We start from the raw sequence: 24,241 nt of genomic DNA, 5'->3' as shown, positions 1-24,241 counted from the left end.
AGGAATACGAAATATGAATGAGGTGAATCGTTTGACAGTAAATATAGAGAGTTTGTTGACGGAACAAAGAAATTCTAAAACGGGAAATATTGATCAGTTAAATACTGTGGAAATGTTACAGTTGCTTAACGATGAAGACAAGACAGTGGCATATGCTGTGGAGAAGGAGTTACCCAATGTTGCATTAGCTGTCGATAAAGTAGTTGAAGCACTGCGGCAGGGAGGGCGGCTGGTGTATATAGGTGCAGGGACAAGCGGCCGGCTAGGCGTGTTGGATGCTTCTGAATGCCCGCCAACCTTTGGAGTTGATGACAATGTGGTTGTCGGTTTGATTGCCGGTGGTGACCTTGCTTTGCGTAATGCTATCGAAGGTGCTGAAGATGACGAGGATGAAGCGGTTAGACAATTGCAAAATATCGGTTTGTCAGCGGCCGATGTTTTAATCGGCATTGCCGCCAGTGGGCGCACGCCTTACGTTATGGGGGGGCTAAAGTATGCGAATAGATTGGGTGTGACTACCGTAGCGATTAGTTGTTCGCCAGATTCAGCCATTGGCGATATCGCTGGAATTGCCATTACGCCAGTGGTCGGTCCGGAAGCCATATCCGGCTCTACCCGCTTAAAATCTGGCACAGCGCAAAAGATGGTACTGAATATGATTACAACCGGTGCGATGATCAAGATAGGTAAAGTGTACGGAAATTTGATGGTGGACGTGAATGCAAGTAATGTGAAACTTATAGAACGAGCAAAAAGAATTGTAACCCAGGCTACCGGAGTTTCCATAGAACAAGCTAAGGAAGTTTTGGAACAGGTTAACTATAATCCTAAACTGGCAATCGTTATGCTAAAAAAAGCATGTACGCCGGAAGAAGCTAAAATTCAGTTAGAAAAAGCCCATGGGGTTATTCGTAAGGTATTAAGCATCGAATAACCTTAATGTTGGACAGATAGGCCGCGGGGCAGGGATAAGCACACATCTGCGTCGCTACAGTAAGGTGCTGCTCGTCGACGTACGAAAGTACGACTCCATCACAGCCGCCCCTTACTGTACCTAGCATATGAGCACTTTTCACCAATCGGCAGCATAGCTTCGTACTAGCTTATAAGTGGAGCAGATGTCGATATTTTTTAATCATCGACACAAATATTTTGTTTTGTCTACAGCTCGCAGCAAGTATTGATATATTTCACAAAGTCTTTAATTCATTCAATATTGATAAGCTATTTTAAAAAATTACAGAAATCAAATAATTATTTTCAAAAACATATTGACATAACGGAACAAAGCGTGTAACATAATACAAGTCGCTGATGAGACATCGTCGCGATGAATGAAATTCTTCTAAAAAAGATTTAAAAAATATATTGACAACAACTTTTTGATTGTGTTAATATAAATGAGCTGATATTGCAGATGTCAGTCAAGTGTTCTCTGAAAACTAAACAATGTAGATGTAATAAATGCCAGATGTGCGGTGTCTATCGTAAGATAAACACAAAACAAAAACAATTTCTTTTAAAAAGAAACAAGATATTAATTGAGCCTTTTAGGCTTTCTAATAATAAATTTATTGGAGAGTTTGATCCTGGCTCAGGACGAACGCTGGCGGCGTGCCTAACACATGCAAGTCGAACGGAATTACGCTTAACACCGATTTCTTAATAAAAGGTTGGATGTTAAGTCGCTTATGCGGTGAATGAACGAAGTGAATTCACCACGCATAAAAAGTGCCAACCCCATAAGAATTGGGTGTTGAGCGTAATTTAGTGGCGAACGGGTGAGTAACGCGTAGACAACCTACCCTTAAGATGGGGACAACAGATCGAAAGGTCTGCTAATACCGAATATTATAGAAGAAACGCATGTTTCTTCTATAAAAGATGGCCTCTATATATAAGCTATCGCTAAAGGATGGGTCTGCGTCTGATTAGCTAGTTGGTGAGATAAAAGCTCACCAAGGCAACGATCAGTAGCCGGTCTGAGAGGATGAACGGCCACACTGGGACTGAGACACGGCCCAGACTCCTACGGGAGGCAGCAGTGGGGAATCTTCCGCAATGGACGAAAGTCTGACGGAGCAACGCCGCGTGAGTGAAGAAGGTTTTCGGATCGTAAAGCTCTGTTGTTAAGGACGAATGTATAGATTGTAAATAATGATTTATAATGACGGTACTTAACGAGAAAGCCACGGCTAACTACGTGCCAGCAGCCGCGGTAATACGTAGGTGGCAAGCGTTGTCCGGAATTATTGGGCGTAAAGGGAGCGCAGGTGGGAATGTAAGTCAATCTTAAAAGTGCGGGGCTCAACCCCGTGATGGGATAGAAACTACATTTCTTGAGTGCAGGAGAGGAAAGTGGAATTCCTAGTGTAGCGGTGAAATGCGTAGATATTAGGAGGAACACCAGTGGCGAAGGCGACTTTCTGGACTGTAACTGACACTGAGGCTCGAAAGCTAGGGGAGCGAACGGGATTAGATACCCCGGTAGTCCTAGCCGTAAACGATGGGTACTAGGTGTAGGAGGTATCGACCCCTTCTGTGCCGGAGTTAACGCNCATAAGTCAAGCTACTAAGGGCATACGGCGGATGCCTAGGCGCCAAGAGCCGAAGAAGGACGCGATAAGCTGCGAAAAGTCATGGGGAGCCGCAAGTAGGCATTGATCCATGAATATCCGAATGGGGGAACCCAGCAGTCGTAATGGACTGTTACCCATGCCTGAGAGCATGAGGAGGTAGACCCGGGGAACTGAAACATCTAAGTACCCGGAGGAAAAGTAATCAATTGAGATTCCCTAAGTAGCGGCGAGCGAACGGGGAAGAGCCCAAACCAGCCAACTTCGGTTGACTGGGGTTGAGGACTGACATAAATCAGAAATGGCTTAGCTGAACGATCTGGGAAGGNCGATGGACAACTGGCAAAAATTCCAGTACCACCAATAATTGTTTGAGTGATGGAGTGACACAGAAGGAAGTTCGAGCATACTGATGGAATAGTATGTCTAAGCTTGTAGGGTGAGAGACAGGTAAATCCGTCTCTTGAATACCTGAGGAGTGATGGGTATCTAAGGCTTTGGCCGAGNCTTGTACACACCGCCCGTCACACCACGAAAGTCAGTCACACCCAAAGCCGGTGGGGTAACCGTAAGGAGCCAGCCGTCTAAGGTGGGGCCGATGATTGGGGTGAAGTCGTAACAAGGTAGCCGTATCGGAAGGTGCGGCTGGATCACCTCCTTTCTAAGGAGACAAGAAAGTTTAAATGTACTTTCGTAATCCAAGGTCGACACATTTGGCACTACATTGTCTAGTTTTGAGGGAATACTCTTTTATGTCCATATAACGAGGAATTGTGTTAACAGGTTGCAAAGTTCACAATTGATGTTTGTTGAAATTTGAGAGTGCTAAATATTCCCGTAAGAGAGTCGTCATAACGAGTATCGCTCAGCAACACGGCGAGGATGAGTTGTAGGAACGACTTGAAGATGGGCCTATAGCTCAGCTGGTTAGAGCGCACGCCTGATAAGCGTGAGGTCAGTGGTTCAAGTCCACTTAGGCCCACCATTTTATTTTTGCAAATAAATATCTGTTCTCATATGGGGGCGTAGCTCAGCTGGGAGAGCACCTGCCTTGCAAGCAGGGGGTCAGCGGTTCGATCCCGCTCGTCTCCACCATAAAATATCTTAAACAGATAATTATGAAAAGCGGAGCTTTTTAGTCTCTGCGGATGTTCTTTGAAAACTACACAGAAGAAAATAAAATGTATGAAAACCTCTCTATATTTTAGAGAGTGAATTAACGAGCATTTTAGGATTCAAAAAAGATTAAATTAAGCATTTAAGTATAAACTTAATGGCTAAATTGATTTANTTGAATTTTGGTAAATGATGTACAGGATAGGTGGGAGACTGAGAATATAGAACGCAAGTTTTGTAGGAGTCATTGTTGGGATACCACCCTTCATTTACTGGAATTCTAACTGTAAGAGTAACGAAATTCAAGACAGTGTCAGGCGGGCAGTTTGACTGGGGCGGTCGCCTCCGAAAGAGTAACGGAGGCGCCCAAAGGTTCCCTCAGCGCGGACAGAAATCGCGCGAAGAGTGCAAAGGCAGAAGGGAGCTTGACTGCGAGACGGACAGGTCGAGCAGGGACGAAAGTCGGGCTTAGTGATCCGGTGGTACCGAGTGGAAGGGCCATCGCTCAACGGATAAAAGCTACCCTGGGGATAACAGGCTAATCTCTCCCAAGAGTCCATATCGACGGGGAGGTTTGGCACCTCGATGTCGGCTCATCACATCCTGGGGCTGAAGTAGGTCCCAAGGGTTGGGCTGTTCGCCCATTAAAGTGGTACGTGAGCTGGGTTCAGAACGTCGTGAGACAGTTCGGTCCCTATCCATCGCGGGCGTAAGAAACTTGAAGGGAGCTGCTCCTAGTACGAGAGGACCGGAGTGGACGAACCAATGGTGTACCAATTATTCCGCCAGGAGTACAGTTGGGTAGCTACGTTCGGAAAGGATAAACGCTGAAAGCATCTAAGCGTGAAACCAGCCTTAAGATGAGGTTTCTCATAGAGTAATCTAGTAAGACCCCTTGAAGAAGACAAGGTTGATAGGCCAGGAGTGTAAGTACAGTAATGTGTTCAGCTGACTGGTACTAATAGGTCGAGGGCTTGACTTAAAAAAAGCCAGACACCAGAAGGTGTCTAGAGAAGAAGAACTAAAATGCAAGAATCATACAAAAATAAAACTTCTGTATAGTTTTCAGAGAATAACTCTGAAGAATCTGGTGACGACAGCTATAGGGATCCACCTGTTCCCATACCGAACACAGTAGTTAAGCCTATAAACGCCGAAAGTACTTGGGTGGAAACGCCCTGGGAGGATAGGTAGTTGCCGGTTAAGATGGAAAGCACTCACAAACGTGAGTGCTTTTTTGTTATATAAAATTTAAAAAAATAAATCTTTTGAAAAACAATTATAAATACTATTTATTAACATTTCTTTTTATTATATTGGTAGCGGTTGTTTGTTTGTAAAAAATAAGGTAGAATAATGTAGTTGACGTTTATTGTATACAAAGGAAGTGGCATTTTGACTATAAATTTGAAACAGATTGAGAATAAGATATTGACTGGTAAGCGTCTTACCCGTGAAGATGGATTAGCATTATATGAATGCAATGATTTAGCTTGGCTAGGATATATGGCGGATACAGTTCGTAAAAGAATAAGCGGTGATTACGTTTATTATAATGTCAATCGTCATGTAAATCTTACGAATATATGTACTTCACGATGTAAATTTTGCGCCTTTGGGTGTGATCGTGACAGCAAGAATGCTTATGCAATGGATAAGGAAAGGGTTTTAGATTTAGTAGCGAATGCAGCGAAAGATCCAGATTTAAAAAGCCTTCACATTGTGAGTGGGCTTCATCCGGATTGGCCTTTTGAATATTATGTTGATATGATTCAAACAATTAAAGAGAAGTTTCCTGAATTGCATTTAAAAGGCTTTACAGGTGTTGAAATTACACATTTCGCGAAAATATCCGGGAAATCTATTCGTGAAGTTTTAAAAGCGTTAATCGATGCAGGGCTAGAGGCCATGCCTGGTGGCGGTGCAGAGATTCTATCAGATCGAGTGAGAAATGAATTATGTCCGAATAAGGCGACGGCTGCTGAATGGTTAGAAGTTGCTAGGACTGCACATGAGCTTGGAATTAAGACGAATGCAAGCATGCTATATGGACATATTGAGACGATTGAAGAGAGAATCGATCATTTGCTAGCTTTACGGACTTTGCAGGATGAAACTAGTGGATTCCAAACTTTTATTTGTTTTCCTTTTCATCCTGATCATACAGAGTTGGCAGGACAAATCAAACGAACAACTTTGTGGGATGATTTAAAAACGATGGCAATTTCGCGGTTGATGCTTGATAATATTAATAATATAAAAGCATATTGGGTGATGCTCACGTTACCAGTTGCGCAATTGGCTTTAGGGTTTGGTGCCAATGATATCGATGGTACAATTCAGGAAGAAAAAATTATGCATGCAGCTGGTGCTAAATCTAGTACGGCATTAACCAAAGAAAAATTGGTAGAGACAATAAAAGAAACTGGGCGTACCGCTGTTGAGTGTGATTGTAATTTTAATATTATTAAGATTTTATAAGGGATACAAGGAATTTGTATATTTTCAGTAGAATATATATAATATATAGAAAATAAATTATTTTGAATAGTAGTGAAGGCAATCTTTGTAACGAATATATATCCAAAATATTTTAACACGCGTGTTGATTAACCAATAATATACAAATAATTAACTAAAGCAAAAGCAACGTATGACAAAATTGCTGAATGTAAAAGTGCCATTCAAGCGGAAGGGTATTTTCTAGCAATCGTCTTGTAAATCCCAATAAGGAAAGTGGTTTATCAATGATTTTTTTAGTAATTGTTGTATAAGTAAATTTCAGTATTATGTATGCCAATAGTGCTGAATAAAGCTGATTGTAGACTGCATTTTTCGTGGTTCCAAACAATCTTGGGACATTAAGATTTTGCTTTATCCAGCGAAAAAATAGTTCTACTCCCCAGCGAGCCTTATATATATTTGCTACCATTTCTGCTGATACATGATATAAATTAGTAACCACTCGAATTAATTTACTTTCATAATCAGTAAATTCAACAATTCGATGTCTACGTACAGAGCGTTTTTGCGCCGTTCCCAATTGACAAGTGTAGTCATTGATAACGTTAGAATTGCTATTAAAAGTGCGTTTTAAGGTTTTCTTTTTTGAAATTTCAACATTTGTTTTTAATCGAATTACAAAATGTTGTTTCTCTTCTAAGAATGTATCGGAACGATCAATTTGAAAGTACGCTCGGTCAGCAACAATAATGCATGTATTATCAAGGAGCTCATCAAGAACAGGGCTATCATGTTGTAAACCGGTCGTTTCTACAACTTTTTTGGGGATTCCAGTAGCTAAGTTCAAAGCTGTGTGAAGTTTAACTCCTGCACGTTCACCATGATAAGGTGCCCATAGCAAACGCGTTTTGCCAACAGTTATGGTGGTTGAATCAACTAACAGCAATTCTTTCGGAAAGTTTAATTTACGTCGGATGTTTCTATTACAGCGAGAGCAGGCAAGAGCAAATAAATCTTTAAAAATCTCAAAAGGAACATCTTTAGCTTTTTTTGAAATAGTAGAATAATCGCTAATTCGCAATCCAAAATCAGAGGCAACATCAGCACCATGTCGGAAACTTTTCCATTGGTTAACGGCTGCATTGGTGAAAAAATCTAGTAATGCCGATACTGTGAATTTACGTGCTATATCAATATACTCATGCTTTTTGAGTAAGTTATCAATATCTTCATCTGTAATAAGTTGTTTAAAAATGTTTAGAAAGATGGTAGACTGTTTTATAAAGGACGCCTCTTTTCTGTTCGTTTGTTTCGCAACTACGATTTTACAGGAAATGCGTCCTTTTGTATTTACTTTTCTTGGTTAATCAACACGCGTGATATTTTAATGTATTTTGTTATATAGCTAAATTTATTTTTGGAGGTTAAAATGTCAGAAAGATTGAATTTGCAAGATGTTCTTAGAGACTATGGCGTTCCTTTGATCAAATTGGACGTACATGCAAATCGCGAAGAGTGCTTGGCGCTGCGTGAACGATTGATGGCAATCAGGAATGTTAGTCAAGGTAAAGAACAAGGCTATTTAGAGGTTGATTGTACATTTTATGTTGATGTGCATGATATTGATCGCTATTTGTCAGGTGAACTTGATACTTTAAGCGAAATTTATGCTTTTCCAGAAGATGTAAAAGCAGCTCAGGAGGAAGAATAATTTGATGAAAATAAAAAAAATATTTGCAATTGCGTTGGTATGTTTCTTTGCAATGTATTCAGTTAGTTTTGCGGCGATTGGTGGAGGAAAAGCAAAATTTTCAGCGCCAAAACCTTCTACTTCGCAGTCTGCACCGAAAGCAGCGGATACAGCTAAAAGTGGTTACAAATCTTCTGCTCCGGCGAAAAATTATAGTGATAAAGCGCCAGAGGCAAATAGTAAAGCAAATGTACAACAACAGGCTGGGGCTAAAGCGCAGTCAGGTTCCTTTATGGGAAGCGCAATGCGTAATATTGGTTTATTGGCTGGCGGGATGATGTTAGGCAGTTTACTTGGAAGTATGTTTGGTATGGGAACAGGCTTATTTGCAGATATCTTAGGATTGGTAGCAAATATTTTTATCTTTGGTGCAATTTTTATGCTAGGCAGTATTCTTTGGAGTAAATATAAGAATAGAAATAATGATAGAGATCGTTATGAGCGTAATAATCGCAACTGATTGTAACTATGATGAAGATCTTAAATTTATACGATAAATCGTTATTCTGGGTAGCGGATCGTATGTGATTTTCCTGGGAAATGTTGCAGTATGAATATACCAGCGTATATGTTTTGCTGGATTTACAAACGATTTTGTGTACTTAGACTCAAAAGAGATAGATGAATGAATTTCATCTATCTCTTTTTATATGTAATGCTTTATTTTAGAATTCGTTTTGCACCAGCAAAACGTGTTTTCCAATAAGAATTATTTAATTCATCAATACGGACGCCTTTGCTAGAGGAGGCATGAATGAATTTTCCATTGCCTATATATAATCCACAGTGAGAAATCTCTTTCGTGTCCGTGGTGAAGAAAACAAGATCTCCGGCAATAAGTTTATTTCGTGCGATTGTTGTTCCAATTTTATATTGCTCATCAGCGGCACGGGGTATTTTTATGCCATGCTGGGCAAATATGTATTGTAAGTAACCTGAACAATCGAAACCCTTGGGGGTTGTGCCTCCAAAAACATAGGGAGTTCCAGTATATTTTTGAGCAGTACGGATGATGGTGGCAGCGGTTGGTGAGGTTTTTTGATTTAATTCAATGGATGGGATTGGATCTGGAGCATGCTTTTTTGGAGCATCTTTTTTATTGGTTTTATTTAAAGAAGGTTGCTGGTTTTTGATCGAATTCCACGTTTTTGTATCTACAATACCTGTTGGTCTAAGCTGGTTGTCACGTTGAAAGGCAATAACGGCACGATGTGTTTCTATGCCGAATACTCCATCGATTGTGGTAATGTAATTTAAAGCGGTTAAACGCTGTTGAAGCGTAGTTACAGAACTGCCTTTTGCATTCATTTTAAGCAAAACTGCGGCATGGGTAGTATTCATTGTAGTAAGAAGCGTGATAAAAGTAGTTAAGATTAAGAAGAGAATAAATTTACGTAATCTTATAGGTTGGGAATTCATTTGCATCATCCTTTAGCTGTGATTTATGTGTTCTAGCCCTTGGTTGATCAGGGAAACGACGTGTTCGTCATCAAGTGAATACCAGGCAGCTTTGCCGTCCTTACGAAATTTGACTAGTCTAGCACTTCTTAATACCCTGAGTTGATGTGAAATAGCAGATTGTCCCATTTGTAACGTCTCGGCAATATCACAGACGCACATTTCATTATCAATGAGTAAACTTAAAATTTTTATACGTGTCTGATCTCCTAAAATTTTAAAAGTATCAGAAAGGCTTTGGGTAACTTCATTAGGCAGAAGGTGTAATTTCGCATTCATAATTTTATCAGTATGTTTAATATATGCATCACAGGTATCATCACAAGTATCTTCATTTTTTAGAATTTTCATAGTAGCCTCCATTTAGAGATAAATAACCTATTCTAAGTATAAACAAAAATTGAAATTTTGAAAATATAAATACGAATAAAATTAAAATTTTGTTTATAAATTATTATATTAGCAAATCGTTGAATGACGAATTCATATATTGAAAAATTTTTAATAAGTTATCCCCATAGAAGTCTACATTGTACAGAATTTTGGGGATATATACAATAGGAATATTGTTAAAGCGTGATACAAGAATTAAAATTAGGTGAGCATCTTAAACGCAACAGTCAATATTAGAAAATAAAAGAAAAAAGTTCGTAGACAATACTGCCTACGAACTTTTTTAATATATTTTTTGAATATGAAACCCATTGGCTTCTAATGCATGTGCTACACGGTTTACATGGTCTTGTCCGTGAGTTTCTACGGTTACTTCGAGTTGTACTTGCTTAAAGCTGTCTGTTACTTTAGCTTGGTTATGGTCCAGTTTAATTACATTCGCATTTTCGCTGGCCAAAATTTCTGCGACTTTCAGAAGCTGGCCTGGTTTATCTGGTAAATTCACCGCGAAGCAGAAGACACGACCGCGTGCGATTAATGCTTTATTAATGAGTGCGGAGATTGTTGAGATATCGATGTTTCCGCCGCTGACGATGGCTACAACTTTTTTATCTTTGAACTTTAATTGATTTAGAGCAGCTAGGGAGAGAACTCCAGCACCTTCGGCAATGAGTTTATGTTTTTCGATCAAGGATAATAGTGCAGACATTATTTCGAATTCAGAAACCGTAATTACTTCGTCGACATATTTTTTTATAAATTCAAAGGTTAATTTTCCCGGTGTTTTAACGGCTGTACCTTCAGCGACTGTATCAATTTTGGAGAGTGAGCTGACTTTGCCTTTCTCCAGAGAGTGTTTGATACAAGCAGCACCTGCAGGTTCGATGCCAATGACTTTGACGTTAGGATTAATAAATTTACTTGCAAGGGCAACCCCGCTTGCGAATCCACCACCGCCAATTGGGACTAATATGGCATCTACATCCTTTAATTCATCGTATATTTCTAATGCGGTAGTACCTTGTCCAAGTAAGACTTCGAGGTCGTCGAAAGGGTGTATGAAGACGTAACCATGTTCTTTCTGAAGCTCGACTGCCTTGCTGTAGGCATCATCATAGCTGTCGCCGTGTAAAACAACTTCAGCACCATAGCTGCGGGTTGCTTCAACTTTAATAATTGGTGTGGTTGCAGGCATGGCAATCACTGCTTTTACGTTAAGCTGCTGTGCAGCATAAGCAACGCCTTGTGCATGATTACCAGCGGAGGCTGCAATGACGCCTTTTGCTTTTTCTTCTTCGGAAAGTTGACTGATTTTATTGTAAGCACCGCGTAGTTTAAATGAACCGGTATTTTGGAGATTTTCTGGTTTAATGAAAACTTTGTTACCAGAATTTAAGCTAAAATATGGACTATAAATCAATTCAGTTTTTTTGGTAATACCAGCTAGTTGTTTTGCGGCTCGGTAAACATCGGCAATCGATGTGTTTTCAATGATTGATGAAAAATCTGTTTTGGCTTTGTCTGTCATATAAGATATCCTCCTATTTATAAACATGAGATCCTACCAAGCAATAAAAATTAAAATAAACTCGCTCTTGGAAAAGCAAGAACGAGTACGATAAATTAATTATCTTCATTTATACAATATCGCTTAAAAATTTAAAAGTAATTTTAGAAAAGATTCTATTTACAATTATGCACGAAAACAAGTCGATTATTGCACATAAATGTTTAATAAATTTTAGCACCTAAGCAGTTAAGATGTCAAGATATAATCTGTGTTTGAATTTTGCTGGATATATTTATGCGAATCTAAAGGAATCTTTAGGATTATAGCGAAGTAAATACATAAAATAGAAAATGCTGTTTTTACTATGGTTTGGCAAGGAATGGGGGGATTTACATGATCGAGTTGAAGCGTATTTTGGTTCCAGTAGATGGTTCAGAAAGTTCGGATAAGGCTGTGGTGAAGGCTGTAGAATTGGCAGAACTTTGTAATGCAGAAATTGATTTTATTTATGTATCCCATCTTTCAGATGAAACAGATAGTAAATCTGCACACATTTTATGGCTGCCGGAATCTGTAGCGGGATCGGTTAAAAAGATCAGTCAAGCGATTTTAAGTAATGCAGTGCGTCAAGTTCCAGAGGGAGTACGCTACCAGACTTATACGAAATATGGGATTCCAGCAGAAGCTATTTTGGCTTTTTCGGAGGAAGTTAAGAGTGATCTGATCGTGTTAGGCGCCAGAGGTCTTGGCTTCTTAGATGGTTTTTTACTTGGCAGCGTGAGTAAATTTTTGCTTGAACATGCGCGATGCCCAGTCATGGTGTTGAAGTGAGTTTGTTACGCATATTAACATATAAATAGGAGGTTTTTCTTATGACACAGTTCAAACGTATTTTAGTTCCTGTAGATGGTTCGGATAGTGCAGAAAGAGCGATTGATCAGGCGATTTATTTGGCAGAAATCTGCGAGGCGAAGCTTCATTTTATTTATGTAGCCAATATTAATCAATTGGCTATTAATGCTTGCCTCTCTGATGCGATTTTAGAAGCGGTGACAAAGGCAGGCAATGTGATACTGGACAGAGCACTTGAAAAAGTTCCTTCTAATCTTAAAGCAGAGGGAATTTCTGAGACCGGCTCACCAGCGGCTGTGATTTTAGATTTTGCTACAAGTGAAAATATCGATTTAATTGTAATGGGCAGTCGGGGGCTGGGGGTTGTAAAAGGTGTGTTGCTTGGCAGTGTAAGTCAGCATTTGGTTGAACAGGCAAAATGCCCAGTGATGGTAGTGAAATAATATAGGATCATACACAAAGAGTATTGATAAATACAGGTTATATTTTATTATAATAAGAATACGTAAAGAGAGGGATATGTATGGTTGTATTGACAGCAATAATTCAAGCGAAACCTGGAAAAGAAAATGAGTTAGAAGAACTTCTTACGTCTCTGGTTTCCAAAGTAAAACAGGAGGAGGGGGTAATAGAGTATAAGCTGCACGCAGCGAAATCGTCTCCGGGAAAATTTTTCTTTTACGAAAAATATAAAGACCAGAAAACGCTGGACCATCATTCGAGTACTCCATATTTCCAAGATACATTTAAAAAAATGGATGGTTTGGTTAGTGGAGAACATCAAATAGAATTTTATGAAGAAATTGCTTCTATTGCTGAATAGGACTGCATTGCAAAGTTTAAATATAAATAAAATAACCACGAGAATGTCACGCATTCTCGTGGTTATTTTATTTGTCGACGGCTAATTCTGTAATTTTGCCAGTTTCACGCGTCGCGTGCATATCAATGACACGTTGATTGTGGCTGCCGCGGAAGGTTAGGGTAAGATCGCGTTGGGCAGCTATGAATTTGCCGTCGATTAAAATATCGGTTTGCGACAGCAATTCATCAATCAACGGATTATTTTTTGCTTGGAGATCTTCAAGTGTATACCCAGTATACGTTGTGATATTGAGTTTACGTGTATGAATTAGTTTTGCGAGTTCAATGAGCGGTTTTGGCTGACAAAAGGGTTCGCCACCACTGAATGTGACGCCTTTTAAGAGCGGATTTTCGCATATCTCTGCAAAAAGATTTTGAATATCTACTTCTTTTCCTGCAGAGAAATCATGGGTTTGGGGATTATGACAACCTTCGCAGGCATGAGGGCAACCTTGGGTGAAGATTGTATAACGGATACCGGGGCCGTCGACAATCGATTCGTCGACGACTCCAGATATTTTAAGCTTGCAGGCCATGTTTTACTCTATCCTTTTCTTCTGCACGTTTGGCATTGTTCCAGCGATCTGTTGTGCCAACAAGATAACCAGTAATACGACGAATGCGTTCAAATCTTGGTTCAGTTTGGTCTTCTCTGCGGTGACATTTTGGGCATTCATTGTCAATAATGCCATTAAAACCACAGACTGGATCTCGATCTACAGGATGATTGATAGAACCATAGCCGATGCCTTGTTCTTTCATGCAGCGAATAACGGATTCAAAAGCATCAAGATTCTTGCAAGTATCGCCGTCGAGTTCAACATAGCTGATATGACCAGCATTCGTAAAGTTGTGATAAGGTGCCTCGATGGCGATCTTTTTGTGCGCTTTGATTGGGTAATAAACTGGAACGTGGAAGGAGTTTGTATAATAGTCGCGATCGGTTACGCCAGGAATTGATCCATAACGTTTCTTGTCAAATTTCACAAATCTGCCGCTTAATCCTTCTGCTGGAGTAGCGAGTAAAGTAAAGTTTAGCCCGGTCTTTTGCGATTCATCATCCATACGTTTACGCATATAGCCAATAATTTCAAGACCAAGTTTTTGACTTTCTTCGCTTTCGCCATGGTGTTTGCCAGTTAGGCGTTTCAGTGTTTCCGCAAGACCGATAAAGCCCATGCTTAAAGTACCATGTTTTAATACGTCGGCAACACTGTCGTCTGGACCGATGTCATCAGAACCAATCCAAATGTTTTGTCCCATTAGGAATGGATAATTGCGACCAATTTTTGAACATTGAACTTTAAAACGATGTAGAAGTTGACGGATGACAAGTTCAATAAATTGATCTAGATTTTCATAGAATTTTTTAACATCACCGTTTGCTTCAATTGCTAAACGTGGCAAATTAATGGTAGTAAAACTTAAATTGCCTCTACCGCAAGTTGTTTCGTGTTCAGGGTCATGCACATTTCCCATGACGCGTGTACGGCAGCCCATATAAGCAATTTCGGTATCATAATTTCCTTCTTTATAATATTGAAGGTTAAATGGCGCATCAATAAAGCTAAAATTAGGGAATAAGCGTTTTGCCGAAGTATGCATTGCCATTTTGAATAAATCGTAATTTGGCTCGCCTTCGTTGTAATTGATGCCTTCTTTTACTTTGAAAATCTGTACTGGGAAGATTGGTGTTTCGCCGCTGCCCAGACCTGCTTCGGTTGCAAGTAAAAGATTTTTAACGAGCATTCTTGCTTCTGGGGATGTATCGGTACCATAGTTGATAGAGCTAAATGGAACTTGAGCTCCGGCACGGGAATTCATCGTATTTAAATTATGGATGAAAGCTTCCATTGACTGGTAAGTTGCACGGTCGGTTTCATTAAATGCAGTTTTGACCGCATACGTATGTGCTTTCGTGGTTTGCTGTGCACTGATTGGCTGGAATCCGTGTTCTTGTTGATGGTTTGGCAGATAGTCAATGAGTGCTTTACCGTATGCATCAACACTGTTCATTGTAATTGAGCATGCAATATCGCCATCAATCGTTTTGGTTAATGCGGATGCATCTTCTTTTGCCATGTCGAGGGTAATTATGAAATAATTTGTTAAGGCTTCAAAGTATTCTTTTTTGAAGGTTTTTGCAACGCCGGGTGCCATAGAATAATCAAAGTTAGGAACGGCCTGTCCACCATGCATTTCATTTTGGTTTGCTTGGATTGCGATACAAGCTAAAGCGGAGTAACTTTGGATACTATTTGGTTCGCGCAAGTAACCATGGCCGGTGGAAAAACCATGTTTAAATAATTTTAACAGATCAATCTGGCAACAGGTTTCTGTTAACATGTAGAAATCTTTATCATGAATATGAATATCTCCATTCATGTGTGCAGCTGCAATGTCTTTTGGCAAAATATAATTGTCAATGAAATATTTTGAGCCTTCGGACCCGTATTTTAACATCGTTCCCATAGCAGTATCGGCATCAATGTTCGCATTTTCTCGTTTGATATCGGCATCTTTCGCATTTTTAAAAGTAAGTTCGTTATAAATATCCATTAGATCTGCTTCAGATTGACGAATTTTTGCGTGTTCAGCACGATATAGTATGTAAGCTTTTGCCGTACTTGCATAATTTGCGGCAATTAATGTTTTTTCAACGATATCTTGAATTTGTTCAACGGAAGGCATACCTTTATCGTCAAAAGTTTTAATGACTTTATTCGCCAGTGCACTGAGTTGTCTTTGCGTCATCGTTTCATCTGTAGATTCCATATTTGCTTTATGAATTGCTTCTTTAATTTTGGTGATGTCGAAAGGTACGATGTCACCGTTACGTTTTTTTATATTTTCAATCATATTCACATCTTCTTTTCTTTAGATTTGGTTTAAATTAAAAAATACTTCTCGAAGATTGTACTATATATGCTTAGTTTTAGTCAATAGGACACAAGATATAGTATTTTGTCTAAAATTCATATAATTTGTAGAATTTCAATAAATTGTTTTGTTTTTATTAAGTAAAGAGGCTTGTTTTATTTCTATTTTAACGATAAAGGGATTAATTTTGAAAAAAAATAATATTAAGCTTCGTCTTTTTTTATAATTGTGTGGACCGGATACGGAATTTCAATACCCTCTTCCCGATACCGTTTAGTGAGTGCTTTAATAAATTCATGTTTCAAGGGAAATTGATTGAGAAATTGATTGGAATGCAGGGATACATTAAAATTAATGCTGGATTCACCAAATGTATGAAATCTGACGGCTGCTTTTAAAGCGTGCGCGTGATCAAACTTTTGCATGATTTCATCAGCTACTTCAAGCGTTACGCGTTCAACATGGTCAAGGTCACTGTCATAGCTGACACCGATGGGAATGCTGATGGAAACATCTTGTTTTGGCATACTATAGTTTGTTAAAATGGCTGACGCGATTTTTTGATTTGGAACAACTACGACATTATTTGATAACCCCTGAATCATTGTGAAACGCCAGGTGATATCAGTTACGCAGCCTTCTTCACCGGAGCTGAGTTTGATATAGTCGCCAAGACGAATTTGTTTTGATAAAATTAAGTGCAGCCCAGAAAAGATATTGGCAAGTGTTTCTTGTAAGCCGAGAGCCACTGCAGCACCACCGACGCCTAATGCAGTAATAATCGGAGTAATGGATATCCCATAAGATTGCATGATGATGAGAATACCGATTACATAGATTGCGATGTTTACAATATTGGTAAGTAAAGAGGTTTTTGGCAGGTTACTGCCGTTTTTTTGGGTATGCATATCAATCATGCCGACTAAAGTGCGTGCTGCTACACGGGTAATGGTAAACAAAATAACGCCTAGTAAGATATTTGATAAAAAATCTAATAGCCGTTCAGGCATTTGAATCGTTGTAATGGTCATGTATAATCCAACACCAATAGACCAGGAGATCGGCAGGCCTTTGATTGCATTGGTAAATACATAGGACAGGGATTCTGGATCGCTGCCGTATTTCTCCTGAAGTCTTCGGTTAATGAAACGGTTCAACAACACCCCAGCGGTCAAACAACTCAGTAAAATGCAAGCTGGAATCCACAAAAATTCGATTGTTGAAACAAAATTAATATTAAAATAATGTAGTACCATATGCCCTCCCCAAAAAATTTTTTGCACTTCATCATTATACTACAAAATAGATTTAGAGATGAAAAAAATATATAGAAAATGAAGAAAAATATGGATATTTGTAATAGCAGGATTTTCATATTTTTGGTCAAAATAGAGAAAATAAGGGATAGTTATAAAAAACAAAAAATTTAATCCTTTAGAAAGAGGTTGTAGAGGATGTTAGAGATTATAAAAAAATCAGATAGACTTAGATTTCGTCAAGCTGCTGAAGCAGATTTAGACTATATTATGAAGGTGGAGCATACACCTGAAAATGCAAAATTCGTGATTCCTTATCCAGTTGAGCAACACAGAAAGACTTTACATGCAAAAAATGCAATTCATTTAATTGTTGAAACTGTAGATGGCGCAGAAAAAGTTGGATTTTTGATGATTGCGGGACTTGATAATCCGTTTAAAGAAATTGAATTTACGCGAATTATTATGGATGTGAAAGGTCAAGGTTATGGCAGAGAAACTTTAAAAATGCTTAAATCTTGGGCTTTTGAAGATCTAAAATATCATAGAGCATGGTTGGATTGTAAAGAACACAATGCAAGGGCGCTACATCTTTATGAATCCGAAGGATTTATTAGGGAAGGCTTAATTAGAGAAACGATTCTAGGTTCAGATGGTGCGTATGAATCGTTGGTGATTTTAGGTATATTAGATCGTGAGTATTTTGCGGCTAAATAGTGTAGGATAAAGGAGTAGAATTGTGCAAAAAATTGGAGTTGTGAGTTCATCGATTGATACGATTGAACACATTATAAATGTCGCGAAAGACATGAAGGAAACAAAACTGGCTGAATTTATTCCTTTCCCCTATATTGAAATTGAAGAGGTTCCTAATATTTTAATTGAAAATAACCCTAAGATTGATGGATGGCTTTTTTCTGGGCCAAATCCTTATACAGCGGCAAAAGAACATCTTGGCAATGAAGAAAATTCGGCTTTTGGCTTGATTACAGGGAATGAGATTTTTAAATGTATTTTAGAACTGGCTTGTGAAAAACGATCTACGTCCTTGCGTATTTCTGTAGATTGTCCGGAATCGGATGCCGGAGCAGTACGTGAATCAATAAAAGAGTCAAATGTACCACAAAATATGGTTGTTTTCCATAAATATGGGATACCGTTTGTTTTTGAAGATATTATTAAAAAACATTTAGATCTTTGGGAATCTGGCAAGATTGATGGTGTAGGAACGACTTTATATAAGGTGCAGAAGGAGTTGGAAAGACGGAAAATACCAGTTCGACGATTGCTGGCGAGTACAACTTCAATCCGTCAAGCGGTCAGCGTATTGATGGAAAAGCTTAATGGTTTGTATTTTAAGAATAGTCAAGTTGGTTTAGAGATTATTGAAATCAGTAATTTTGAAAAAACCATTGAAAAAGCTGGTGATTCTTATAAATTACAGTTGTTAGAACTGAAAATTAAGGAAAGACTGCTGAAACTTTGTCAAGGTGTGAATGGATATTTGTCGGAAAAAGGGAATGGCAGATATGAAATTTTTAGTTCTAGAGGACTTCTTGAACAGCAAGTGCAGGTTCTGAGAGAAACTATTGATGAAATTAGCTTGGCCTTAGATACCGATATTGTTGCAGGAATTGGTTTTGGTACAACGGTATTTACAGCGCAATTAAATGCATGCCGGGCGGTTCGCCAAGGGAGGGAAAAGGGCAACCGAGGTATTGTCATTGTTGCTGATGATGGAGAAATTATTGAATCCGCAGGGCAGGGACAAGAACTTACCTATCGTGCTTTTAGCGAGGATAAAGCACTGTTAGCATGTTTGACTATTGCGAATGTCGGCATTAAAACATATCAAAAAATCTATGCAATTGTACATAAAATGAATTGGGAGAGCTTCACTGCCGCCGCCTTGGCTACGCAGCTGGGGGTGACAGATCGTAATGTGCGACGGATTCTTACGGGGTTGTTAAATGCAGGATTGGTTGAGTGTGTGGGTGAAGAAGCGTTTGCAAATCGTGGCAGACCAACCAGGGTTTATCGATTAAATTAAATGAAGTAAGACGCCCGCAATCCACATAAAGTGAGATTGCGGGCGTTTTTTAGAAGAACATTCTTACTTCGGCACGTACCAGATCTTTTGTTTTATTGCTGTCATCGACGTTTTTACCATGATAATATCTGAGGTGTCCGCGCATGTTTGGTGTCAGCATATAAAAGCTGCCAAGTTCAAAGCCTTTGTAATCTTTGAAGTGTCCGACATCCATAGAGATTTGTGTAAGTTCAGGGATATTGGCATATTTCAAATAAAGTCCCCAAGTATCTGCTTGTCCTAATTTAGGGCCTTTATATTCCAGTGCGGAATAATAGCCGGTATCTTTAACTGTTTTATTGTCTTTCTGGTCACTACTGGATTTTAAATAATAACTTGTCAGTTTTAGATCTTTATTTAAAGCTGTGGAGAAGCCGAGCGTATAAATCTTTGGATCGGTGTCACCACGTCTGACAGCGAAGGATTCATCACTTAAATGATAATAACCAGCGTTAATTTTTGTTGATTTATTTGCGGCATAAGCAAATTCAACTGCTTGATAATCGAAAGAATTTCCTTCAGTACCTGCTTTGAGGACGGAGGTATTATTGATACGTCCAAACGTTAAGGTTGTTTTCAAGCGATTTCCAAACGTAAATTCGCCGCCGTTAACACTGTAATGTAAGACGAGTCCGCCATCACCGCTGTATTGATCAAAGCGTCCGAGACGTGTTGTGAATGTATCATACTTTCCTTGGGCAAATATACCCGTTGTATCAGTAGCAGATTCACCACCATTTTTTAAGTCGGTGGCAATTGTAGTTTCTAAAACAGCATTCCAATTATCGTTGACTTTTCCGGTCGTAAATAAATCTAGAAAAGAGCGAGAAACAGTAGGCGATTTAGTTTTTTCACCAGTAGTTTTGTTTTTAGTTTCCTGAGATTGTGTCCTTAAGTACATATAACCGCTGAATTTCACATTATCAGTTTTTTCTTCAAGTGCAGTTACGCGTACGCCAAGATTATGTAATTCAGACGCATATTCGGCAGATAATTTATCGATGGTGGCTTTATCGGCAGATTTGACATCTGATTTTGCCATTGCTTTTGCAACCATTTGTGCCATTTCATACCGAGTTATATGTACGTCACCGCGAAACGTGCGATCACCATAGCCTTCAATCACACCGTCTTTTGCTAATTGTGTTACAGCTTGTCTTGACCAGTGGTCGGTTGGTACATCGACAAACGGATTTTCTGCGGCAAAGGCAGGGATCGTCGTAGAGATAAGTAAAGCGGTAATTGTTGTAGCTAACTGTTTATTCATCATATATACACTCCAATATACAGAATTTTCTAACTTTTTGTATCGGCTTTTGCAATAGAGCAAGGAAGTGATTTTCATTGCTCTATTGCATGTATTTATTTTGCCAATAAGTCGCTGACGATGGTAGAAAGCAGTTGTGCTTCCATTGTCAAAGCATGTTCATCAAAATCAAAGTAAAGATTATGATTGACAGCAGTTAAGGAAGCCCCAATCACTAGATAAGCCGCTTGCCCGCCATTTTTTTGTACAATATCCATAAAGTAAGAACAGTCTTCGCTGCCACCGATATTAGAACTGTCTGCATATTCGTTAAAAATCCCGAGTCGTCTAGCGATTTGTCCGATTTGTGCAGAGAATTCCGGAGAATTATTTGCGCCGACGGCACCCCCCATTTGTTTGATTTCTACTGTATTGTCATACATTGCTGCTGTGTGATTGATAATTTTTTCAGCACAATCGTAAATATAGTTGTTAATTTCGCTTGTTGCTCCCCTTGTTTCTACTTTGATTAAGGCATTGGCAGGGATAACATTGCGCCCGGTGCCTGCATTGAGTACACCTACGTTAACACGGGAGACCCCATCGCTGTGACGAGGAATCGCTTGCAGATTAATTGCAGCATTTGCAGCGGCTAAAAGTGAATTTTTACCGACTTGTGGTGCTGCACCAGCATGAGCGGGAACACCAGTGAAGATTGCATCAAATTTACTGGTTGCAAGAAATCCTTGTACATCATAGGCTAGATAGCCTGTTTTTGGCATCATAAGATGTGCGCCTAAGAGGAAATCGACATTATCTACGATACCTTTGGCTGCCATTGCTTTGGCTCCGCGAACCCCTTCTTCTGCCGGCTGAAAAATCAATTTAATTGTTCCGGAAAGTTGTTCTTTTAAGTTCATTAAAATTTCAGCGGTTGCCAGTCCGGCAGAAGTATGCCCATCGTGACCGCAGGCATGCATACAGCCAGGATTGATAGAAGCGAATCCTTCTTTAAAAGGCCGGTGTTTTTCATCCATAGCTTCACTGACATCGTTACAATCCATATCAAAACGAAGTGCAACTGTTGGTCCGGGATTCTTACATTTTAATATGCCGACAACACCTGTTTTACCACCGGTCATTTTTGCAACCAAATCAGGATTGGCCCCTTGTGAGATGGCTCTTTTCATGTGTTCTTCAAGAATATCTGCACTTGGTACACCCATCATATTGCTTTCATCAATGACCTCATCTCCGAATTTTACATCGTAGCCAAGTTTCGTTAGTGTATCAATTACGATGGAAGCTGTACGAAATTCTGTCCAGCCTGTTTCAGGGTGATGATGTAAGTCACGACGACGCGCAATCGTTTTTCCTTCAATTGATTTTGCGAGTTCAGCAATTTTGGAATCTAAATTCATGATAAAAGTCTCCTTAATTAAAGTTATTCATATTGATAAAGGGCAGTTAACCTACACTAAAGTAAGATGAATAGAGCAACCAGACTGATGATTAATCCAGGTGCGGTACGTTTGGCGATTTCAATTGGATTTACACCAGCTAAAGTTGCGCAAATGATTGTGCCACCGGCAACCGGGCTCATTGCTCTACCGAGTGTTCCTGAAAGTGTGGAAAGTGAACCTAAATCTGTAATTGTCATGCCAAATTGCGCGGCATGCGGTGTAACAGCACCGTTAAAAGCGAGCGCTGCAGCATCTCCGGACCCACTGATTACAGCAATCAATGCAGGGCCGATACAAGCCGCGTATTTTGCTAGATCTTGGCTGTTTTTCATTAGATCAACCAATGCAGAGGTAAGTCCAATACTTCCCATGCCGTAGGTAAATACACCCGCTGCGATTATGATACCGATGATGTTACTATAGGCATTGCCTAAACCGTTAAAAAATTCTTTGGTGATATCTTGTGGATTTTTGCGATGCACAATGAAGCCTAACAATGTACCAATAATCATTGCCTGAGGAATTGATATTTTAGGCAGTACACCGACCTGTGGAGTTGCAAGTACTAAAATAATGAGTGGAATCACAGGGATGGATGCTTTAATCAGACTGATTTTCATTTCACTGGTATTGGACTCCACATTTGCTGCTTGTGCACGCAGAGGATCTACGCCTTCTTTCCGCACAACAGACTGTATTGTCATCACAGATAAAACGATAGCAGAAACGATAAGTAATGGCAATGTATAACCATAAATCACTTCCATTACATCTACGTTTGCCAAATTAGCCACAAAAATTGCATGTGGAAAGCCCGGATTGAGGGGGTTGGAAATACAAGCCGTTAAAATGCAGGCGCCTGCCATCGCAGGATGTACACCGGAACGAATCATCGTCGGAATCAGTACGGCGCCAACAGCGGCACAAGTTCCGGCAGTGCTGGATAATGCGATATTTAATACCCAAGTAATCAGTACAGCCCCCGGAACTAAGATAAATTTGCATTTATCTAAGCCGTTTGCTAGTAATTGTACTAAATTTGCATCACATTTGGTGTATTTCATAACGAAAGAAAAACCCATAACGGAACAAATCGTCGTGACTAGACCAGAGTTCACCATAGTTTTTTCGAAAGCGGTCATTGCACCAAGCGGATTTCCACCGATGATTGCCATTAGAAAACCAGCTGCGAATAAAACCATGCGTGTTTCATAGCGTTTAGCAATCGCAATTAAAGTAAGAATAACAATGATAGCACCAGATAAAACCATAAAACATTCTCCTTTACCTTTTATTTGAATTTTCGCTAAATTAATAATGGAATAATAAAAGAAATATTCCGTTATTAAGTCGTATTATAACGAAAAAGAATAAACAATGCAATAAAAATTTTTTATTTTATGATAAATATATTGTACACAAAAAGCATAAATATAAAGATTTTAAAAATATGTGCATGATTTCTTTGAAAATAGCAGAATTTAGTAGTTAAAAGTAGCAGGAATTTAAAAAAATTCCGCTAACATATCTAGGGTGTATACCAATTTGTGGACAGATAGGCATCAGAGCGGAAACACGCACTTAGATGCATTACTACAGCAAAGTAATTTATATAGTTGCTTTCGTATCTTTGGAGGATTTTGTTTCGTGAATAAAAAAAATAGGGAAATAGAATTGAAATTACAAGTAACAGAAGAGGCTGCATGGGAGTCTTTAAAGAATCAAATAAAAACTATGCCTGGAGCGGGCGGTTATGAAAAAATTTCTCTTGCAGCAAACTATTTCGATACGGAGGATGGTTTTTTACATAAAGAACATCTGGCGTATCGAACGCGTAAAGAGGGTGCGCAATGGGTAGCAACGATCAAAGGTGGCGGTTCAGTATGCAATGGACTGCATAAACGTGCAGAATGGAATCTTTGTGTCGATGATGGGCGTCCAGATCTTCGTGTGTTCTTGCAAACGGATGTCGATCAGGCAATTCTGCGTGAGCTTGGCAATAAAGAACTCATCTCCATCGTACAAACTGAGTTTATTCGTGAAGTCGTTATTTTACATATAGACGGTAGTGAAATTGAAATTGCAATGGATCGGGGCAGCATCATGGCAGGAAAAAATACGGCACCGATCTTGGAAATTGAGCTGGAGTTAAAAGCTGGGCACGAAGATGCGGTACTGAAATTGGGGGATTATTTTATGACACAATTTCCTGTTAAACGATCAGATAAAAGTAAATTTTTACGAGGTTTAGAACTTAAAAATCAATCAGTGAAATTGTAACCTTAAAGGAATCTTGGACGTATTTCCTCGAAAGATGGGCGCGAG

Annotated in this window: 20 protein-coding genes, 2 tRNA genes, 2 rRNA genes and 1 other annotated feature; of the genes, 14 read left to right on the top strand and 10 right to left on the bottom strand. The window is 39.2% G+C overall.

The genetic code is table 11. The annotated features are described in order from the left end of the window. The first annotated feature begins 13 nt into the window (after positions 1–13). From murQ to mqnE, 6 genes are all read left to right on the top strand, one after another. Positions 14–934: an N-acetylmuramic acid 6-phosphate etherase gene (gene murQ / locus BN6559_RS09320; protein WP_199883890.1), complete on the top strand. Its 921-nt coding sequence runs from the start codon at positions 14–16 to the stop codon at positions 932–934. Between the two features lie 637 nt (positions 935–1,571). After that, positions 1,572–3,237: ribosomal RNA gene (locus BN6559_RS19860) — 16S ribosomal RNA — on the top strand. After that, positions 2,563–4,674, top strand: a sequence feature (mutual gap in cmsearch alignment for this rRNA model is longer than 100). It overlaps the preceding rRNA gene by 675 nt. Continuing rightward, positions 3,485–3,561: transfer RNA gene (locus tag BN6559_RS19245), tRNA-Ile, on the top strand. (Overlaps the previous feature by 77 nt.) Continuing rightward, a tRNA-Ala gene (locus BN6559_RS19240) sits at positions 3,596–3,671 on the top strand. Its footprint lies within the feature at positions 2,563–4,674. A gap of 104 nt (positions 4,675–4,778) precedes the next feature. After that, positions 4,779–4,895, top strand: a 5S ribosomal RNA gene (rrf, locus tag BN6559_RS09305). A 192-nt stretch (positions 4,896–5,087) separates the two neighbouring features. Then, positions 5,088–6,173: an aminofutalosine synthase MqnE gene (mqnE, locus tag BN6559_RS09300; protein WP_110954458.1), complete on the top strand. Its 1,086-nt coding sequence runs from the start codon at positions 5,088–5,090 to the stop codon at positions 6,171–6,173. Positions 6,174–6,327: 154 nt separating this feature from the next. On the opposite strand, the gene BN6559_RS09295 is transcribed toward mqnE, so the two are convergent. Further along, positions 6,328–7,395 (bottom strand): IS4 family transposase, encoded by a 1,068-nt coding sequence (locus tag BN6559_RS09295; protein WP_267886726.1) that lies wholly within the window; start codon positions 7,393–7,395, stop codon positions 6,328–6,330. 189 nt (positions 7,396–7,584) lie between these two features. Between BN6559_RS09295 and BN6559_RS09290 the strand changes: the two genes are divergently transcribed. Together BN6559_RS09290 and BN6559_RS09285 are read left to right on the top strand one after the other, a co-directional pair. Then, on the top strand, positions 7,585–7,866 hold the full coding sequence (locus BN6559_RS09290; protein WP_110954456.1) for a hypothetical protein: 282 nt from the start codon (positions 7,585–7,587) through the stop codon (positions 7,864–7,866). Position 7,867: 1 nt separating this feature from the next. Further along, positions 7,868–8,365: a DUF2076 domain-containing protein gene (locus tag BN6559_RS09285; RefSeq protein ID WP_110954455.1), complete on the top strand. Its 498-nt coding sequence runs from the start codon at positions 7,868–7,870 to the stop codon at positions 8,363–8,365. 200 nt (positions 8,366–8,565) lie between these two features. Here the strand turns inward: BN6559_RS09285 and BN6559_RS09280 are convergent, their stop codons facing one another. The 3 genes from BN6559_RS09280 to ilvA all read right to left on the bottom strand — a co-directional run bounded on the left by BN6559_RS09280 (position 8,566) and on the right by ilvA (position 11,284). Further along, positions 8,566–9,324, bottom strand: coding sequence for a C40 family peptidase (locus BN6559_RS09280; protein ID WP_199883889.1), 759 nt, complete (start codon positions 9,322–9,324; stop codon positions 8,566–8,568). 12 nt (positions 9,325–9,336) lie between these two features. Then, positions 9,337–9,642, bottom strand: a complete 306-nt coding sequence (locus BN6559_RS09275; protein WP_199884208.1) for an ArsR/SmtB family transcription factor — start codon at positions 9,640–9,642, stop codon at positions 9,337–9,339. Between the two features lie 397 nt (positions 9,643–10,039). Then, on the bottom strand, positions 10,040–11,284 hold the full coding sequence (gene ilvA / locus BN6559_RS09270; protein WP_110954453.1) for a threonine ammonia-lyase: 1,245 nt from the start codon (positions 11,282–11,284) through the stop codon (positions 10,040–10,042). A 375-nt stretch (positions 11,285–11,659) separates the two neighbouring features. Between ilvA and BN6559_RS09265 the strand changes: the two genes are divergently transcribed. The 3 genes from BN6559_RS09265 (at position 11,660) to BN6559_RS09255 (ending at position 12,941) form a co-directional block, all read left to right on the top strand. Beyond that, positions 11,660–12,097, top strand: coding sequence for a universal stress protein (locus tag BN6559_RS09265; RefSeq protein WP_110954452.1), 438 nt, complete (start codon positions 11,660–11,662; stop codon positions 12,095–12,097). A 41-nt stretch (positions 12,098–12,138) separates the two neighbouring features. Beyond that, complete coding sequence (locus tag BN6559_RS09260; RefSeq protein WP_110954451.1) at positions 12,139–12,561, top strand: universal stress protein; 423 nt, start codon at positions 12,139–12,141, stop codon at positions 12,559–12,561. A gap of 80 nt (positions 12,562–12,641) precedes the next feature. Continuing rightward, positions 12,642–12,941: a putative quinol monooxygenase gene (locus tag BN6559_RS09255; protein ID WP_110954450.1), complete on the top strand. Its 300-nt coding sequence runs from the start codon at positions 12,642–12,644 to the stop codon at positions 12,939–12,941. A gap of 67 nt (positions 12,942–13,008) precedes the next feature. Here the strand turns inward: BN6559_RS09255 and nrdG are convergent, their stop codons facing one another. The 3 genes from nrdG to BN6559_RS09240 all read right to left on the bottom strand — a co-directional run bounded on the left by nrdG (position 13,009) and on the right by BN6559_RS09240 (position 17,118). After that, the gene (gene nrdG, locus BN6559_RS09250) at positions 13,009–13,518 is read right to left on the bottom strand and encodes an anaerobic ribonucleoside-triphosphate reductase activating protein (RefSeq protein WP_110954449.1); all 510 of its coding nucleotides are present in this window, start codon (positions 13,516–13,518) and stop codon (positions 13,009–13,011) included. Next, positions 13,502–15,841, bottom strand: a complete 2,340-nt coding sequence (locus BN6559_RS09245; protein WP_110954448.1) for an anaerobic ribonucleoside triphosphate reductase — start codon at positions 15,839–15,841, stop codon at positions 13,502–13,504. The genes nrdG and BN6559_RS09245 overlap by 17 nt, the downstream gene beginning before the upstream one ends. Positions 15,842–16,065: 224 nt before the next feature. Further along, positions 16,066–17,118, bottom strand: coding sequence for a mechanosensitive ion channel family protein (locus BN6559_RS09240; RefSeq protein WP_110954447.1), 1,053 nt, complete (start codon positions 17,116–17,118; stop codon positions 16,066–16,068). Between the two features lie 198 nt (positions 17,119–17,316). On the opposite strand from BN6559_RS09240, the gene BN6559_RS09235 reads away from it, so the two are divergent. Together BN6559_RS09235 and BN6559_RS09230 are read left to right on the top strand one after the other, a co-directional pair. Next, positions 17,317–17,835 carry a GNAT family N-acetyltransferase gene (locus BN6559_RS09235; RefSeq protein ID WP_110954446.1) on the top strand — a complete coding sequence of 173 codons (519 nt, stop codon included), beginning with the start codon at positions 17,317–17,319 and terminating at the stop codon, positions 17,833–17,835. Between the two features lie 22 nt (positions 17,836–17,857). Beyond that, a complete protein-coding gene (locus BN6559_RS09230) occupies positions 17,858–19,168 on the top strand; it encodes a helix-turn-helix domain-containing protein (RefSeq protein WP_110954445.1) in 1,311 nt (436 codons plus the stop codon). A 49-nt stretch (positions 19,169–19,217) separates the two neighbouring features. Here BN6559_RS09230 and BN6559_RS09225 read toward each other — a convergent pair whose 3' ends face one another. The 3 genes from BN6559_RS09225 to dcuC all read right to left on the bottom strand — a co-directional run bounded on the left by BN6559_RS09225 (position 19,218) and on the right by dcuC (position 23,187). Then, on the bottom strand, positions 19,218–20,477 hold the full coding sequence (locus BN6559_RS09225; protein WP_199883888.1) for an S-layer homology domain-containing protein: 1,260 nt from the start codon (positions 20,475–20,477) through the stop codon (positions 19,218–19,220). Between the two features lie 92 nt (positions 20,478–20,569). Continuing rightward, positions 20,570–21,874, bottom strand: a complete 1,305-nt coding sequence (locus BN6559_RS09220; protein ID WP_110954443.1) for an amidohydrolase — start codon at positions 21,872–21,874, stop codon at positions 20,570–20,572. Positions 21,875–21,930: 56 nt separating this feature from the next. Continuing rightward, positions 21,931–23,187 carry a C4-dicarboxylate transporter DcuC gene (gene dcuC / locus BN6559_RS09215; RefSeq protein ID WP_110954442.1) on the bottom strand — a complete coding sequence of 419 codons (1,257 nt, stop codon included), beginning with the start codon at positions 23,185–23,187 and terminating at the stop codon, positions 21,931–21,933. A gap of 376 nt (positions 23,188–23,563) precedes the next feature. Here dcuC and BN6559_RS09210 point away from each other — a divergent pair, with 376 nt between their 5' ends. Next, a complete protein-coding gene (locus BN6559_RS09210) occupies positions 23,564–24,196 on the top strand; it encodes a CYTH domain-containing protein (RefSeq protein WP_199883887.1) in 633 nt (210 codons plus the stop codon). The last annotated feature ends 45 nt before the right edge of the window (positions 24,197–24,241 follow it).

Source organism: Massilibacillus massiliensis (assembly GCF_900086705.1).
In the GTDB taxonomy this organism is placed as follows: Bacteria; Bacillota; Negativicutes; order FLKF01; family FLKF01; genus Massilibacillus; species Massilibacillus massiliensis.
Note: the sequence above shows the minus strand (reverse complement) of the source record. Positions and strands in the feature narration are given on the sequence as shown.

What these genes read in the sequence shown, in the direction of transcription:
- murQ (WP_199883890.1), top strand. Translation starts at nt 14, where the DNA reads ATGAATGAGGTGAATCGTTTGACAGTAAATATAGAGAGTTTGTTGACG.
- BN6559_RS09290 (WP_110954456.1), top strand. Translation starts at nt 7,585, where the DNA reads ATGTCAGAAAGATTGAATTTGCAAGATGTTCTTAGAGACTATGGCGTT.
- BN6559_RS09280 (WP_199883889.1), bottom strand. Translation starts at nt 9,324, where the DNA reads ATGAATTCCCAACCTATAAGATTACGTAAATTTATTCTCTTCTTAATC.
- BN6559_RS09275 (WP_199884208.1), bottom strand. Translation starts at nt 9,642, where the DNA reads ATGAATGCGAAATTACACCTTCTGCCTAATGAAGTTACCCAAAGCCTT.
- ilvA (WP_110954453.1), bottom strand. Translation starts at nt 11,284, where the DNA reads ATGACAGACAAAGCCAAAACAGATTTTTCATCAATCATTGAAAACACA.
- BN6559_RS09265 (WP_110954452.1), top strand. Translation starts at nt 11,660, where the DNA reads ATGATCGAGTTGAAGCGTATTTTGGTTCCAGTAGATGGTTCAGAAAGT.
- BN6559_RS09260 (WP_110954451.1), top strand. Translation starts at nt 12,139, where the DNA reads ATGACACAGTTCAAACGTATTTTAGTTCCTGTAGATGGTTCGGATAGT.
- BN6559_RS09255 (WP_110954450.1), top strand. Translation starts at nt 12,642, where the DNA reads ATGGTTGTATTGACAGCAATAATTCAAGCGAAACCTGGAAAAGAAAAT.
- nrdG (WP_110954449.1), bottom strand. Translation starts at nt 13,518, where the DNA reads ATGGCCTGCAAGCTTAAAATATCTGGAGTCGTCGACGAATCGATTGTC.
- BN6559_RS09245 (WP_110954448.1), bottom strand. Translation starts at nt 15,841, where the DNA reads ATGATTGAAAATATAAAAAAACGTAACGGTGACATCGTACCTTTCGAC.
- BN6559_RS09240 (WP_110954447.1), bottom strand. Translation starts at nt 17,118, where the DNA reads ATGGTACTACATTATTTTAATATTAATTTTGTTTCAACAATCGAATTT.
- BN6559_RS09235 (WP_110954446.1), top strand. Translation starts at nt 17,317, where the DNA reads ATGTTAGAGATTATAAAAAAATCAGATAGACTTAGATTTCGTCAAGCT.
- BN6559_RS09225 (WP_199883888.1), bottom strand. Translation starts at nt 20,477, where the DNA reads ATGATGAATAAACAGTTAGCTACAACAATTACCGCTTTACTTATCTCT.
- BN6559_RS09220 (WP_110954443.1), bottom strand. Translation starts at nt 21,874, where the DNA reads ATGAATTTAGATTCCAAAATTGCTGAACTCGCAAAATCAATTGAAGGA.
- dcuC (WP_110954442.1), bottom strand. Translation starts at nt 23,187, where the DNA reads ATGGTTTTATCTGGTGCTATCATTGTTATTCTTACTTTAATTGCGATT.